The organism is Ewingella americana, from assembly GCF_006438725.1.
Lineage (GTDB): Bacteria > Pseudomonadota > Gammaproteobacteria > Enterobacterales > Enterobacteriaceae > Ewingella > Ewingella americana_A.
In genome coordinates this window covers 73,716-86,798 of record NZ_RCZD01000019.1, presented here as the reverse complement: position 1 = coordinate 86,798, position 13,083 = coordinate 73,716, and the positions used below count along the sequence as shown (strand labels likewise).

13 protein-coding genes and 1 pseudogene are annotated in these 13,083 nt (G+C 50.2%); 5 read left to right on the top strand and 9 right to left on the bottom strand.

Annotation, left to right across the window (positions count from 1 at the left end; all coding sequences use genetic code 11):
* Positions 1–284, top strand: a pseudogene (locus EAH77_RS23655) (IS4 family transposase); the annotation flags it as partial.
* A gap of 71 nt (positions 285–355) precedes the next feature.
* On the opposite strand, the gene kdsA reads toward EAH77_RS23655, so the two are convergent.
* The 6 genes from kdsA to hemA form a co-directional block, all read right to left on the bottom strand.
* Complete coding sequence (gene kdsA / locus EAH77_RS23650; protein ID WP_140475692.1) at positions 356–1,210, bottom strand: 3-deoxy-8-phosphooctulonate synthase; 855 nt, start codon at positions 1,208–1,210, stop codon at positions 356–358.
* Between the two features lie 107 nt (positions 1,211–1,317).
* Positions 1,318–2,127, bottom strand: coding sequence for an invasion regulator SirB1 (gene sirB1 / locus EAH77_RS23645; RefSeq protein WP_140475690.1), 810 nt, complete (start codon positions 2,125–2,127; stop codon positions 1,318–1,320).
* A 2-nt stretch (positions 2,128–2,129) separates the two neighbouring features.
* Complete coding sequence (locus EAH77_RS23640; RefSeq protein ID WP_140475688.1) at positions 2,130–2,522, bottom strand: SirB2 family protein; 393 nt, start codon at positions 2,520–2,522, stop codon at positions 2,130–2,132.
* Positions 2,523–2,578: 56 nt separating this feature from the next.
* Complete coding sequence (prmC, locus tag EAH77_RS23635; RefSeq protein ID WP_140475686.1) at positions 2,579–3,427, bottom strand: peptide chain release factor N(5)-glutamine methyltransferase; 849 nt, start codon at positions 3,425–3,427, stop codon at positions 2,579–2,581.
* Positions 3,427–4,509, bottom strand: coding sequence for a peptide chain release factor 1 (gene prfA, locus EAH77_RS23630; RefSeq protein ID WP_140475684.1), 1,083 nt, complete (start codon positions 4,507–4,509; stop codon positions 3,427–3,429). The genes prmC and prfA overlap by 1 nt, the downstream gene beginning before the upstream one ends.
* Before the next feature lie 31 nt (positions 4,510–4,540).
* Positions 4,541–5,803, bottom strand: a complete 1,263-nt coding sequence (gene hemA / locus EAH77_RS23625) for a glutamyl-tRNA reductase (protein ID WP_140475682.1) — start codon at positions 5,801–5,803, stop codon at positions 4,541–4,543.
* A 643-nt stretch (positions 5,804–6,446) separates the two neighbouring features.
* Between hemA and lolB the strand changes: the two genes are divergently transcribed.
* The 3 genes from lolB to prs all read left to right on the top strand — a co-directional run bounded on the left by lolB (position 6,447) and on the right by prs (position 9,069).
* Positions 6,447–7,070 (top strand): lipoprotein insertase outer membrane protein LolB, encoded by a 624-nt coding sequence (lolB, locus tag EAH77_RS23620; protein WP_140475680.1) that lies wholly within the window; start codon positions 6,447–6,449, stop codon positions 7,068–7,070.
* A 1-nt stretch (position 7,071) separates the two neighbouring features.
* A complete protein-coding gene (ispE, locus tag EAH77_RS23615) occupies positions 7,072–7,932 on the top strand; it encodes a 4-(cytidine 5'-diphospho)-2-C-methyl-D-erythritol kinase (protein ID WP_140475678.1) in 861 nt (286 codons plus the stop codon).
* Between the two features lie 189 nt (positions 7,933–8,121).
* Positions 8,122–9,069, top strand: a complete 948-nt coding sequence (prs, locus tag EAH77_RS23610; RefSeq protein ID WP_104921955.1) for a ribose-phosphate diphosphokinase — start codon at positions 8,122–8,124, stop codon at positions 9,067–9,069.
* A gap of 140 nt (positions 9,070–9,209) precedes the next feature.
* On the opposite strand, the gene ychH is transcribed toward prs, so the two are convergent.
* Complete coding sequence (gene ychH / locus EAH77_RS23605) at positions 9,210–9,482, bottom strand: stress-induced protein YchH (protein WP_140475676.1); 273 nt, start codon at positions 9,480–9,482, stop codon at positions 9,210–9,212.
* Positions 9,483–9,774: 292 nt separating this feature from the next.
* Here ychH and pth point away from each other — a divergent pair, with 292 nt between their 5' ends.
* Complete coding sequence (gene pth / locus EAH77_RS23600; RefSeq protein WP_140475674.1) at positions 9,775–10,362, top strand: aminoacyl-tRNA hydrolase; 588 nt, start codon at positions 9,775–9,777, stop codon at positions 10,360–10,362.
* 63 nt (positions 10,363–10,425) lie between these two features.
* Here pth and EAH77_RS23595 read toward each other — a convergent pair whose 3' ends face one another.
* Together EAH77_RS23595 and EAH77_RS23590 are read right to left on the bottom strand one after the other, a co-directional pair.
* A complete protein-coding gene (locus EAH77_RS23595; RefSeq protein ID WP_140475672.1) occupies positions 10,426–11,082 on the bottom strand; it encodes a YopT-type cysteine protease domain-containing protein in 657 nt (218 codons plus the stop codon).
* Between the two features lie 321 nt (positions 11,083–11,403).
* Complete coding sequence (locus EAH77_RS23590) at positions 11,404–12,885, bottom strand: SulP family inorganic anion transporter (protein WP_140475706.1); 1,482 nt, start codon at positions 12,883–12,885, stop codon at positions 11,404–11,406.
* Positions 12,886–13,083 lie beyond the last annotated feature (198 nt).

The window sequence follows — 13,083 nt, the reverse complement described above, 5'->3', positions numbered from 1 at the left end:
TGGTCTCCTATAATCTGCTGAGAAAGGAAATGGTTGATATAGCAGGGGAGGCTGGAGTCATACCGACGCGAATTAGCTTTGTTGCGGCATTAAATATCCTGGTATCGCAGGTCAGAGTGAGCGGTAAAGGTGCTGCGGGAAACATCCCTAAGCATCTGAAAGGAATGAGGGAAAATGTAAAAGCGTTTATCCTTCCGGAAAAAAGAAAGCACCGACGATACGATCGTACAGTGCTTTACATACCACCTAAATATCCGTTCAGTTTTAAGTCACGTGAGGCTTAAGTGAACGGCATTAACCTTTATGGGGTCGCCTTTTTGTTATCTGCACTCACTATAGGGCGAAAAACCTTCGCTTACTTGCTGGTATCCAGCACGTCGAAGCTTTTCACCAGATCGTCGATAGCTTTCATCTGCACCAGGAAAGGTTCCAGTTTAGCCAGCGGCAAGGCGGAAGGACCATCGCATTTCGCGTGTTCAGGGTCTTCATGGGCTTCGATGAACAGGCCAGCAATGCCGACCGCCATTCCCGCACGCGCCAGTTCAGCAACCTGTGCACGACGGCCACCGGAAGCGGCACCGAACGGATCACGGGTTTGCAGAGCGTGAGTCACGTCGAAGATCACAGGATGCCCTCCCGTGGCGTTAATCATCACATTGATACCCAGCATGTCGACCACCAGGTTGTCATAACCAAAGTTGCTACCGCGGTCGCACAGAATGACCTGATCGTTGCCGCCCTCTTTGAATTTGTCCACGATATTGCCCATCTGACCAGGGCTGACGAACTGGGGTTTTTTCACGTTGATCACAGCGCCAGTTTTTGCCATCGCTTCGACCAGATCGGTCTGACGAGCCAGGAACGCAGGCAACTGGATCACATCAACCACTTCTGAAACAGGCTGTGCTTGCCAGGATTCATGGACGTCAGTGATGATTTTCACGCCAAACGTCTTTTTCAGCTCCTGGAAAATCTTCATGCCTTCATCAAGGCCTGGTCCACGGTAGGAGTGAATTGACGAGCGGTTGGCTTTATCAAAAGACGCTTTGAACACATAAGGAATGCCCAATTTTTGCGTGACGGTAACGTAATGCTCGCAAACCCGCATTGCCATATCGCGTGATTCCAGCACGTTCATACCACCGAACAACACAAACGGCAGGTCGTTGGCGACGTTAATATCCTTAATGCTAACCACTTTCTGTTTCATGCTTTGGCCTTATTAAAAGTCATTCAGGTACAGTAGTCATACAGCCAATTTGCTGTATTTAAACGCTAATCGGTCAATAATTACTTAAAAACTGTGCTGATTGTAACTCAGTGCAACGTCACTTGCTTATGCTCAATGGCGTGGATCTGCATTTTGATCACTTCGGAAATGGGATCTTCCGGGCACTGTTCAACAAAATAGTTTAAATCAGAAATCGCAACGTGGTTACAGTCTAACTGGGCATAAATCAAACCGCGATCGCGAATTTCGTAAGGGTCATCCGGGTCAAACTCCAGCACAGCCTGGCTGGCGCGCAGAGCCAGTTCCATCTGTTTCTCTTCCATCAGCGCGGCTTTTAGCGTATCGAGCATTTTGCGCACAATGACGGTATTTTCAGCTTCCTCTAGATCATCATCTTCGATTTCAGCATTGACGCCCAGATTGCCTTTCAGCCACACGTGCAGAATATGTTCACTCAGCGTATCGCCGTTGATTGGGTTCACCAGCCACATCTCTTCATCAAGCCAGTCGGCACGCATAATCAGTTGTGTCGGGAAGATGACGGGCATCAGCGGCAGATCCAGCTCATGGGCAATGTGCAGGAAAATGACCCCCAACGAAACCGGCGTTCCCTGGCGTGATGCCAGCACTTTATCCAGCCAGATGGCGTCAGACAGGCGATAAACACCGCCCGCCCCGCCAAAGCCCCAGGTGCGGTAAAACAACTTAATTAGTACTTCAAGTTGCTGATCCTGGCTGAGATCCTGTGGCACCTCGCGGCGCGCCTCATCAACCAGTGACTGTAACTGGCGGCTCACATCCTCGGCTTTAAAATCCAGACGAATCGCCTGCGTTACCAGGATGACACCCGCGCTCAGTGGCGAGGCGTTAAATTCAAAATCAGCAATGGCACTCATAGTTATCCCATCAGCAACGGTATTTTGGTCATGGCAAGCTTCACGATCAAAGACAAGCATCCCAGTGCCAGAATAAAGGCAATCCAGCGCGTCGTCTGGCTGCGCGGGCGTTTACTCAAGGCAACGAAACCCAGGAGGATGTAGATGATAACGCCGAAAAGCTTTTCGGTCAGCCAGGTTCCCTGCGGGCTGAACGGATAGAAGTGGGTAATGAAAATCAGTGCAACACCGCTCAGCAGCAATAACGTGTCGACGGCGTGCGGCATGATTCTTACCCAACGTTTCTGCAGCATAGCAGAACCGGCCCATTTCCAGAAAAAACGCAGCACGAACAATATTATGCTCAGCGTAATGGTGACCAGATGCAGATTTTTGACCCAAATATATGACGACACTTCCAGCTTCCTTGTTAAGAAAATAGATGGCCTGATGCTGGCCGGTCACTGCTTTATTATTTATCGCGTGACTCGGTGCTCCACTGTCCCAGACTGATCCGATCGTTGCCGCCATAATCTTTCACGGTGGCGATATCACGGTAGCCCGCCTGTTTGAATATATTCTGTACTTCTGTTGCCTGCTGCCAGCCATGTTCGAGCAACAGCCAGCCGTGTTCTTCAAGATACGCGGTTGCCGACTGAATAATATGCGCCAGATCGGCAAGACCTGCATCTTCTGCCACCAGCGCACTCATAGGTTCGAAACGAACGTCGCCTTCAGACAGATGGGGATCAGCGGCATCAATATAGGGAGGATTACTGGCGATCAGGGTGAAACGCTGTTGGGAAACCGGCCTAAACCAGCTGCCCTGCAGGAAACGAGTATTGCGGATATTCAGCTTCTGCGCATTGTGTTGTGCCAGTTTGACAGCCTCGGGATGCAGATCGATACCGGTGATTTGGCAATCCGGCCGCTCGCTGGCAATCGCCAGTGCGATAGCACCCGTGCCAGTGCCGAGATCTAACACTTTTACGGCCGTAGCAGGCAGGCGCAATAACGCCTGTTCAACCAGGCATTCGGTATCAGGACGGGGGATCAAGGTCGCGGGGGAAACGCTCAGCGAAAGCGACCAGAATTCGCGCTCACCGACCAGATACGCCACAGGCTCGCCCCGCTCGCGCCGCGCCAGCAGGGTTTCAAGCTGTTCAGTTTGGCAGGCCGTCAGCGGAGTTTCGCCGAAAGCCATGATAAAGGTGCGTGCTTTACCGGTGACAAAACCCAGCAAAATTTCCGCGTCCCGTTTTGGGCTGTCACCCGCAGCCAGGCGCGTTGTGGCATTGGCAAGCCAATGCTGGAAATCCATTAGTCTTGCTCGGACAGCGCAGCAAGCTGGTCGGCCTGATATTCCTGAACAATCGGCTGGATCAGCATGTCGAGCTTGCCTTCCATTACTTCATCCAGACGGTAAATAGTCAGGTTGATACGGTGGTCGGTAACGCGGCCCTGCGGGAAGTTATAAGTGCGGTTGCGATCCGAACGATCACCGCTGCCCAACAGATTGCGGCGTGTCGACGCCTCTTCCGCATGACGCTTGGCCATTTCTGCCGCACGGATACGCGCACCAAGCACCGACATCGCTTTGGCTTTGTTTTTGTGCTGCGAACGCTCGTCCTGACACTCCACCACAATGCCGGTTGGCAAGTGAGTAATACGAATGGCAGAGTCGGTGGTGTTAACGTGCTGACCCCCTGCACCAGAAGAACGGAAGGTGTCAATTTTCAAATCACCGGCGTTGATTTCCGGCAGTTCTGCTTCCGGCACTTCTGGCATCACGGCTACGGTGCACGCAGAGGTGTGAATGCGTCCCTGGGATTCCGTCTCCGGCACGCGCTGAACACGGTGACCGCCTGACTCAAACTTGAACTGGCCATACACGCCATCGCCCATCACTTTGGCAATCACTTCTTTGTAGCCACCGTGTTCACCTTCATGGGCGCTCATGATCTCCACACGCCAGCGACGGGTTTCGGCATAACGGCTGTACATACGAAACAGATCACCGGCGAAAATCGCCGCTTCATCACCGCCGGTACCCGCGCGGACTTCCAGAAAGCAGCCGCGTTCGTCATCTGGGTCTTTTGGCAACAGCAGTAACTGAAGTTGCTGTTCGAGCTCTTCCAGTTTAGCTTTACAACTTTTGATTTCGTCCTGCGCCATTTCCCGCATCTCAGGATCATCAAGCATCTCTTCGGCGGCGGCTAAATCTTCCTGCGCCTGACGCCAGGTCAGAAAACATTCAGAGACATCTGTCAGCTGTGCGTATTCGCGGGAGAGGTTGCGGAATTTGTCCTGATCGGCAATGACGGCGGCATCGCCGAGCATCGCCTGTACTTCTTCATGGCGCTCTTGTAACACTTCCAGTTTGGCAACAATAGAAGGCTTCATGCGTGGTGTTTAACCCTGTGATAAAAGAGAACTATTGCTGATCCAGCCCGAGGCTGTCGCGTAAAATTTGCAAGCGTTCGACATCGCCATCGCTGGCGGCCTGTTGCAAAGAGCGGGTGGGAGCGTGAATAAGACGATTGGTCAATTTGTAGGCTAATTCGTGGATAACAGCGGTGACATCGGCACCTTGTGCAATAGCTGCCAGCGCTTTGGCTTCGGCTTCGGCGCGCACCAGATCGGCGCGGGAGCGGTAATCACGAATAATTTCCACCGCGCCCTGCGACCGCAGCCACGCCATGAAATTAGAGCTTTCCTGCTCAACGATAGACTCCGCCTGAATGGCTGCGGCCTTACGTTGAGCCAAATTGTTTTGAATAATACTGTGCAGGTCGTCAACGCTATAAAGGTAGGCGTTGGCGAGTTTCCCGACTTCCGGCTCAATATCACGCGGAACGGCGATATCCACCATCAGCATTGGCTGGTTGCGGCGAGCTTTGAGTGCCCTTTCCACCATGCCTTTACCAATAATAGGTAACGGGCTGGCGGTGGAACTGATAATGATATCGGCTTCGGCCAGACGAGAATCGATGTCCTGCAGGGTGATCACTTCCGCACCGACTTCATCAGCCAGCAGTTGTGCGCGTTCGCGGGTGCGGTTGGCAATCATCATATGGCGAACTTTATGTTCGCGCAGATGACGCGCCACCAGCTCAATGGTTTCACCGGCACCGACCAGCAGCACGCTGACGTCTGACAGGGATTCAAAGATCTGGCGTGCCAGCGTACAGGCCGCAAAAGCCACAGAGACAGCACTGGCGCCAATATCCGTTTCCGTGCGCACGCGCTTGGCGACGGAGAAGGATTTTTGGAATAAACGCTCAAGTTCGCCGGAAACGGCCTGCCCGTGCTGGGATTCCGCAAAGGCTTTTTTCACCTGACCTAAAATCTGCGGTTCGCCGAGAACCAGCGAATCAAGACCACTCGCTACGCGCATCAGATGACTGACGGCGGCGTTATCCTGATGCCAGTAAAGACTTTTTTTGACTTCCTCAGCGCTGAGATGATGATAATCACACAGCCAGGTCACCAGCTGTTCCTGTAGACCTCCCTGTTGTTCCACGCTGAGATAGAGCTCAGTCCGGTTACAGGTGGACAACACGACACCGCCCTGCACCAGCGGTTGCTGGAGCAGACTAGAGAGCGCCTGTTCAATGGTCTCGGGTGAGAACGTTACCCGTTCGCGCAGTGAAATCGGTGCGGTTTTGTGATTGATACCTAATGCAAGCAGGGTCATAGGGAAGCGATTATCGAGTAATACCTATGTTGGTATGGGTTTACGTCTTGAGGCGCATTCTACAAGATGCGCGGGATCAATAAAAGCTAAGCAGCATTATCCGTTAAATATGATGTGGATTTCTTTCTGACCAAAGGTTTCAGCCAGACTGCAAGCGGCTCGATGCCTGATTTTATCGCCTTGTGAGTTTGATTCTACTTGGCCAGCCCTATACTTTGAGTGCTCCTATTTCATCTCCATTAGCGATTCATTAGAAGCCAGGTAGCAAACCCAGTCATAAATGACCCGCCTAACGAATACAACGTGATCTGAAAGTAATACATAAACTCACCCCGATAGTAATAGTCCTTTATCGGCGACATTTTTCTCGTTTCAATCAGAACGCCTGTTTTCCATGCATTCGCAGCGTGAAGGATCATCCATACAGATGTGCCATACAGCGCCAGAGCTAATAGAATTAATTTCCAGTACATATAAAATATATTATTGCTACCTATTGAATGAAGAAAACATACCACCAGTATACCTTTCTAAATTTTTACTCGCATCAGATCGTCAAAGGGCGTTACGTAAGTGTGGTAAACTGGCGCCCGCCGAATTTGCCCAGGCACTGATGCCTCAGCACCCAAGGACTTAATCCGTTATGCCAATGCGTAAAGCCAACCTACTTCGCCTTCTTCCTCTTGCCAGCCTGGTACTTGCCGCCTGTACGATTAACACCCCAAAAGGCCCGGCAACCAGCCCGACTTCGCCACAGTGGCGCGAGCACGAAGCGCAGGTCAAAAAGCTGGAGCATTATCAGACCCGTGGTTCTTTCGCCTATATTTCCGATAAACAGAAAGTCTATGCCCGTTTCTTCTGGCAGCAGTACTCGCCGGACAGCTACCGTCTACTGCTGACCAACCCGCTTGGCAGCACCGAGATGGAGCTGAAAGTGCAAAGTGGTATCGCCCAGGTGACCAACAACCAGGGCAAGAAATACACCAGCGACAATCCTGATGAAATGATCCAGAAGCTGACAGGCATGTCGATCCCGCTGGCTAACTTGCGTCTGTGGATGCTTGGCCTGCCGGGCGACGAAAGTGATTTCACCCTCGACAGCCAGTATCGCCTGTCAAAGGTTAACTACAGCCATAACGGTCTGAAAGGTAACGTAGTTTACCAAAGTTACAGTAATGACATGATCCCCTCCCTGCCAGATCGTCTTGAGCTGACACAGGACGATCAACGTATCAAACTGAAAATGGATAGCTGGACCTTAAACTGAGATGACGCAATTGTGGCCTTCTCCGGCTAAACTCAATTTATTCCTTTATATAACGGGGCAACGCCCCGACGGTTATCACGAACTGCAAACACTGTTTCAGTTTGTGAGCTACGGCGACAGCCTCGGGTTCACGCCACGGTCCGACGGCCAGATTGTCCTTACGACGCCTGTCGCAGGTGTCGCTAACGAAGATAATCTGGTGGTGCGCGCTGCGCGTCTATTGCAACGCCATACCCAGAGTACGTTGGGTGCGGACATTGCATTAACCAAGCGGCTCCCCATGGGGGGGGGGCTTGGCGGTGGTTCGTCTAACGCAGCGACCGTGCTGATTGCACTTAATACCCTGTGGAATTGCGGTTTGACCGACGAACAGTTGGCGGCGCTAGGCGTGACATTAGGTGCCGATGTGCCCGTGTTTGTGATGGGACATGCGGCGTTTGCCGAAGGGATTGGCGAAATCCTTCACCCCGTCACCCCGGCAGAAAAATGGTATCTGGTGGCACACCCTGGAATTCATATTCCGACTCCAGCCATTTTTGGCGATCCCGAACTGATTCGTAATACCCCAAAACGTCCGATTAATGTGCTTTTAAGCACAGCCTGGACAAATGATTGCCAACCGATTGCGAGAAAACGATTTTGCGAGGTTGAACAGCTTGTTTCTTGGCTGTTAGAATACGCGCCGTCACGTATGACTGGCACGGGTGCTTGTGTGTTTGCCGAATTCAACTCAGAGCATGAAGCCCGTGAGGTTTTGCGTCAGATTCCTGCGCGGGTTTCGGGTTTTGTGGCGAAAGGCGTTAACGTCTCCCCCCTTCACTCTTACCGCGCAGAAATATTGAGAGCCGCAGGCAAAGCGTAGAGCAATCACAGTCCCGTTATCTGTGTCTGTTCTTTGCCAGCCTCTCAGTAGGTAACAGAGTTCTTATTTGCAGTAAGTTTTGATGTATCGAAGTATTTTTTCTCGTAAGCATAATGCTGTGGCACCGCTCACCGCCCGGTGGTGCCATAAGCCGATGTCTTCCCTGGACGCAAGCCTGAGGTTCTTCTCGTGCCTGATATGAAGCTTTTTGCTGGTAACGCCACCCCGGAACTAGCACAACGTATTGCCAACCGTTTATACACCAGCCTTGGTGACGCCGCCGTCAGTCGTTTCAGCGACGGTGAAGTAAGTGTGCAAATCAACGAAAATGTACGTGGCGGAGATATTTTCATTATCCAGTCCACCTGCGCGCCTACTAACGATAACCTGATGGAACTGGTCGTAATGGTTGATGCCTTACGCCGCGCTTCCGCCGGCCGTATTACCGCCGTCATTCCTTATTTCGGTTATGCACGTCAGGATCGCCGGGTGCGTTCAGCCCGTGTGCCAATCACCGCAAAAGTTGTTGCGGATTTCCTTTCCAGCGTGGGCGTTGACCGCGTTCTTACCGTAGATTTACACGCCGAACAGATCCAGGGCTTCTTCGACGTACCGGTAGATAACGTATTCGGTAGCCCAATCCTGCTGGAAGATATGCTGCAACAAAATCTGGAAAACCCAATCGTGGTTTCACCAGATATTGGTGGCGTTGTCCGCGCCCGCGCAGTGGCTAAACTGCTCAATGACACTGATATGGCTATCATCGATAAACGTCGCCCACGCGCCAACGTTTCTCAGGTGATGCACATTATTGGTGATGTGGCAGGTCGCGACTGTGTGCTGGTTGATGACATGATCGATACCGGTGGTACGCTGTGTAAAGCAGCTGAAGCGCTGAAAGAACGCGGTGCAAAGCGCGTATTTGCTTATGCGACTCACCCGATCTTCTCCGGTAACGCAGTAGAAAACATCAGAAATTCCGTGATCGACGAAGTGATTGTTTGTGACACCATCCCGCTGTCTGCGGAAATTCGCGCGCTGAAAAAAGTGCGTACCCTGACTCTGTCAGGCATGCTGGCTGAGGCTATTCGCCGCATCAGCAACGAAGAATCCATTTCAGCTATGTTCGAGCATTAATCATTGCCCCTTCCGCCTGCGGGAGGGAAGATGATGGAAGACGCGTAAAATCGCGGATAAAAAAACCCGTTATGGCATAGCCAGTAACGGGTTTTTCTTTTATTAGACTTCTAACGTATTAGAAAGCTAATAGAGTACTGTTATGGATGGCGGTGATTCTTACGGCAGCGGGCATCATAGTGACGCACCCAGAAATAACGGTCAGCAACGCGCTCGCGTCCACCGACTCTCGCACCGGCCAGCCATAAAATCGCACCGAGGAAAATACTGGCTACTGCACCATGTGCTAAAAATTGGGGTAAGTCCATATTCGGCAACTGATTGAGTATGGAATATCCGACACCGCCGACCATAGTGACCAGACCAAGCCCCATCAGCACATTGCCGATTACTGCTGCGGTTTTACGTTTCATATGTCACCTCCTTTAGTCCATCAATTAAACAACCATGTTTATCTGCGTTTCCTGATTAAATTGTAGTCGGCAGCTAACTTTAACTTTGCGGCAACGATCACAGACGAGAAACATTGCATGACAAATCTTTACGCTTTTCCACTATTTATCTTCGAAAAATGAATAGTTCTCCAACAATATTATTCACCCTCAAAAGTAATAAGCCTAAATACATCCTCCCAGGTTTGGCACGGCTGGGTTGCACAGGTAAACTAGCGCCCTTGACGTCACCTCATGAAGAAGCGAAACCAACGTGAGCAGCATTAAACTAATAGTGGGTCTGGCCAATCCGGGCGCAGAATACGCCCAAACACGACATAACGCCGGTGCCTGGTATGTGGACCTCCTCGCCCGCCAACACAATCAGCAATTAAAGGAAGAGAGTAAGTTTTACGGCTACACTGCGCGACTGTCGCTGGCCGGCCAGGACGTTCGCCTGCTGGTGCCGACGACCTTCATGAACCTCAGCGGTAAAGCCGTGGTGGCGATGGCTAACTTCTACCGCATAGAGCCCGATGAGATTCTGGTGGCACACGACGAGTTGGATATTCCGCCGGGTGTAGCAAAAATTAAACTTGGTGGCGGCAATGGCGGCCACAACGGTCTGAAAGATATTCAGAGCAAACTGGGGAATAATCCTAACTTTTACCGACTGCGCATTGGTATTGGGCACCCAGGTGATAAGAGTAAAGTGGTGGGATTTGTGCTCGGCAAACCACCAGCCAGCGAGCAGAAACTGATTGATGATGCAATTGATGAGTCGCTGCGTTGTACCGAAATGCTGATGAAAGAAGGTCTGGAAAAAACGGTACAACGCCTGCATAGCTTTAAAGCTGAATGAAGGTAAGCAAACGGGTTGGTTATATACCCGTTTGCCTTAGCCCTATCCTGATGGCTGGTTATACTATGATTTGCTTATTACAATCTGCCCGCTGAAATAGAATCGCTTATAGTGTTTATAAAGAATGCTTTCTATGTCTCTGTTTGGTTGCTTTTCTGTTATATGAAACAAACCATAACCAGGGTCAAAAAAATAAGTGTCATATTCACTGGTTCTAATTGCAGCAACCGCGTGAGGGTTTTGATTTGCCTTTCCTATGTCAAGAATAATTATAACGCCACTTTTTGGAGGTGAGCATACATTGTTAACATCCAGGCCCTGAATATCTCGATAAGAAGTAAGAGGCGCATGTCTGTAATGTAATCCAGCCACACTATTTTTAGCTTCAACAGCCCTCTGCTTCCTATCTTTATATTTGGCCGTAAACATATCAGAAGTTACAGCGGCATGATTTTTTACATTTTTTTCGAAGGCCTCATACCTGCTTGCATAATTCTGCTGTTTAGCCAAACCTCGCTCATAAAATCTTGTTAAGGAGATGTTATCCTTAACATCGGGGAAAAACGTTCTTTGCAAGTTTTTATACGGAGCGCGGCCATTGCTTTCTTTTAAAATGTCACCAAGCCAGGTCAGTGTCATCCCCATACACGTTCCATCCGATTTATTTATATCTAAAAACTTTGTATAACTTTCGAATATATTTCTTTCCATAGTATACATAGGTATTCCTTTAGTTAAAGTTATTGAAAACGTTAAGTTTTACATTTTAAAAAAATTTTTAAATTAAAATATTGCACACTATTAAAAATATTAAATTTTGGCGATAATCATATGTAATCTACGATGCCAAAAAAAATCATACATTATAACAATCATTTGAGGTTGCCATAGAAAATAATAATCAGCATGAATGATTAAGTTAAAAACAATAATACCCCGATTGATTGCAATAATCAAAAAAACGAGCATAGGCTCGCTAAATATCGTTGATGCGGGAAAATATCATTTTTATTTAAAAAAATAAACTAATTAATCACATGACTAAAAACCCTCTTCAACCACATAATATTCCGGGTCATCCAGCTCATGAATACAGAACGGCCCGGCTTTCTTCAACAAACTTACGCAGTCGCTGCTTAAATGGCGCAGACGGATGATTTTCCCCGCGTCCAAATAGCGTGCTGTCAGTTTATCAATCGCATCAACACCGCTTGAATCCATTACCCGTGTACCGGCAAAATCCAGCACCACGCTTTGCGGATCATTCTGTGGTTCGAATAATTCGGCAAACGCCGCAGCAGAGCCAAAGAATAGGGGCCCGTCGAGCTTATATACCGTCAGTTCTCCCTGCGTTTTATGTTCGCGGATACGAATACGTGCCTGCTGCCAGGCAAACACCAGCGCAGAGATAATGACTCCGCTGATCACCGCAACCGCCAGATCGGTAAAGATAGTGATCACCGTGACGATCACCATCACCAATGCGTCGGCTTTCGGCATTCGGCGTAAACGGCGCAGTGAACTCCACTCAAAGGTGTTGTAACACACCACCAGCATGATCCCTGCCAGGGCCGCCACCGGCAGCAAGCCAATATAACCCGACAGGCTGACCACAAATAGAATCAGCAACAGAGCGCCGACAATGCCCGAAATCCGCCCACGCCCACCGGAAGTAAAGTTAATGATCGACTGGCCAATCATCGCACATCCGGCAAAACAGCCAAACAGACCGCAAATCGTATTGCCGGCTCCCTGGGCAATGCTTTCTCGATTACCGTTCCCTTTCTTGCCACCCATTTCATCCAGCACCGTCATGGTGAGCAGAGACTCAATCAGCCCAACTAAGGCGATCACTACCGCGTACGGCAGCACCACTTTGATCATTTCAAGATTGAACGGCGCAATCGGTAAACTAAAGTGCGGCAAGGCCCCGGAGATATCGGCCAAATCCCCTACGCGCAGCGTAGGCAGGTTAAAACCAATTGCCACCGCCGACACCACAATCAACGCCGCCAATGAAGCAGGGATGATTTTGGTTAATTTGGGGAATATCACCACAACTAAAATCGCCAGCGCCACCAACCCGTACATCAACGGTCCCTGCCCGGCTATCATATGTAATTGCGCCATCATGATGACAATCGCCAGTCCATTAACAAAACCGTGGATCGCCGGAAGTGGAACCAAACGAATGAATTTGCCCAGACGGAAGATGCCGATCAACATCTGGATCACGCCAGCAAAAATCGTCGCCCACAGCACATAACCCATGCCGTACTGGGCCGCCAGACTCATCAGCACCACCACAATAGAACCTGCCGCGCCGGATACCATGCCAGGCTTGCCACCCAACAGCGCCGTCACCAGCCCGATAATAAATGCCGTGTGCAAACCCACTATCGGCGAAAGCCCGGCCACCAGCGAAAATCCAACCGCTTCAGGGATCATCGATACCGCCACCACAAAGCCTGCCAGCGTCTCGTTCTTCACATCCGACATCTTCACGCCCCGCAGGGGAAACATATACATCCAATTCATTTCCAGTCAGTTAAAAAATTGTGACAAGTATCTAAAAATGAACCCGGTGAAGCAAGGTTGGATTATTTGTTTACGGGCAGGAAAACCCTTTAATCCCCGCAGCGGCATTCAGGCAGCAGCCTGGGGGCCAATCCACCGAGCTGTTGGCCGCTCGAGAATGACGGGTATTCGAGAAAAAGGACT

Coding starts and splice junctions, on each gene's coding strand:
- kdsA (WP_140475692.1), bottom strand. CDS start 1,210: ATGAAACAGAAAGTGGTTAGCATTAAGGATATTAACGTCGCCAACGAC.
- sirB1 (WP_140475690.1), bottom strand. CDS start 2,127: ATGAGTGCCATTGCTGATTTTGAATTTAACGCCTCGCCACTGAGCGCG.
- prmC (WP_140475686.1), bottom strand. CDS start 3,427: ATGGATTTCCAGCATTGGCTTGCCAATGCCACAACGCGCCTGGCTGCG.
- prfA (WP_140475684.1), bottom strand. CDS start 4,509: ATGAAGCCTTCTATTGTTGCCAAACTGGAAGTGTTACAAGAGCGCCAT.
- hemA (WP_140475682.1), bottom strand. CDS start 5,803: ATGACCCTGCTTGCATTAGGTATCAATCACAAAACCGCACCGATTTCA.
- lolB (WP_140475680.1), top strand. CDS start 6,447: ATGCCAATGCGTAAAGCCAACCTACTTCGCCTTCTTCCTCTTGCCAGC.
- ispE (WP_140475678.1), top strand. CDS start 7,072: ATGACGCAATTGTGGCCTTCTCCGGCTAAACTCAATTTATTCCTTTAT.
- ychH (WP_140475676.1), bottom strand. CDS start 9,482: ATGAAACGTAAAACCGCAGCAGTAATCGGCAATGTGCTGATGGGGCTT.
- EAH77_RS23595 (WP_140475672.1), bottom strand. CDS start 11,082: ATGTATACTATGGAAAGAAATATATTCGAAAGTTATACAAAGTTTTTA.
- EAH77_RS23590 (WP_140475706.1), bottom strand. CDS start 12,885: ATGTTTCCCCTGCGGGGCGTGAAGATGTCGGATGTGAAGAACGAGACG.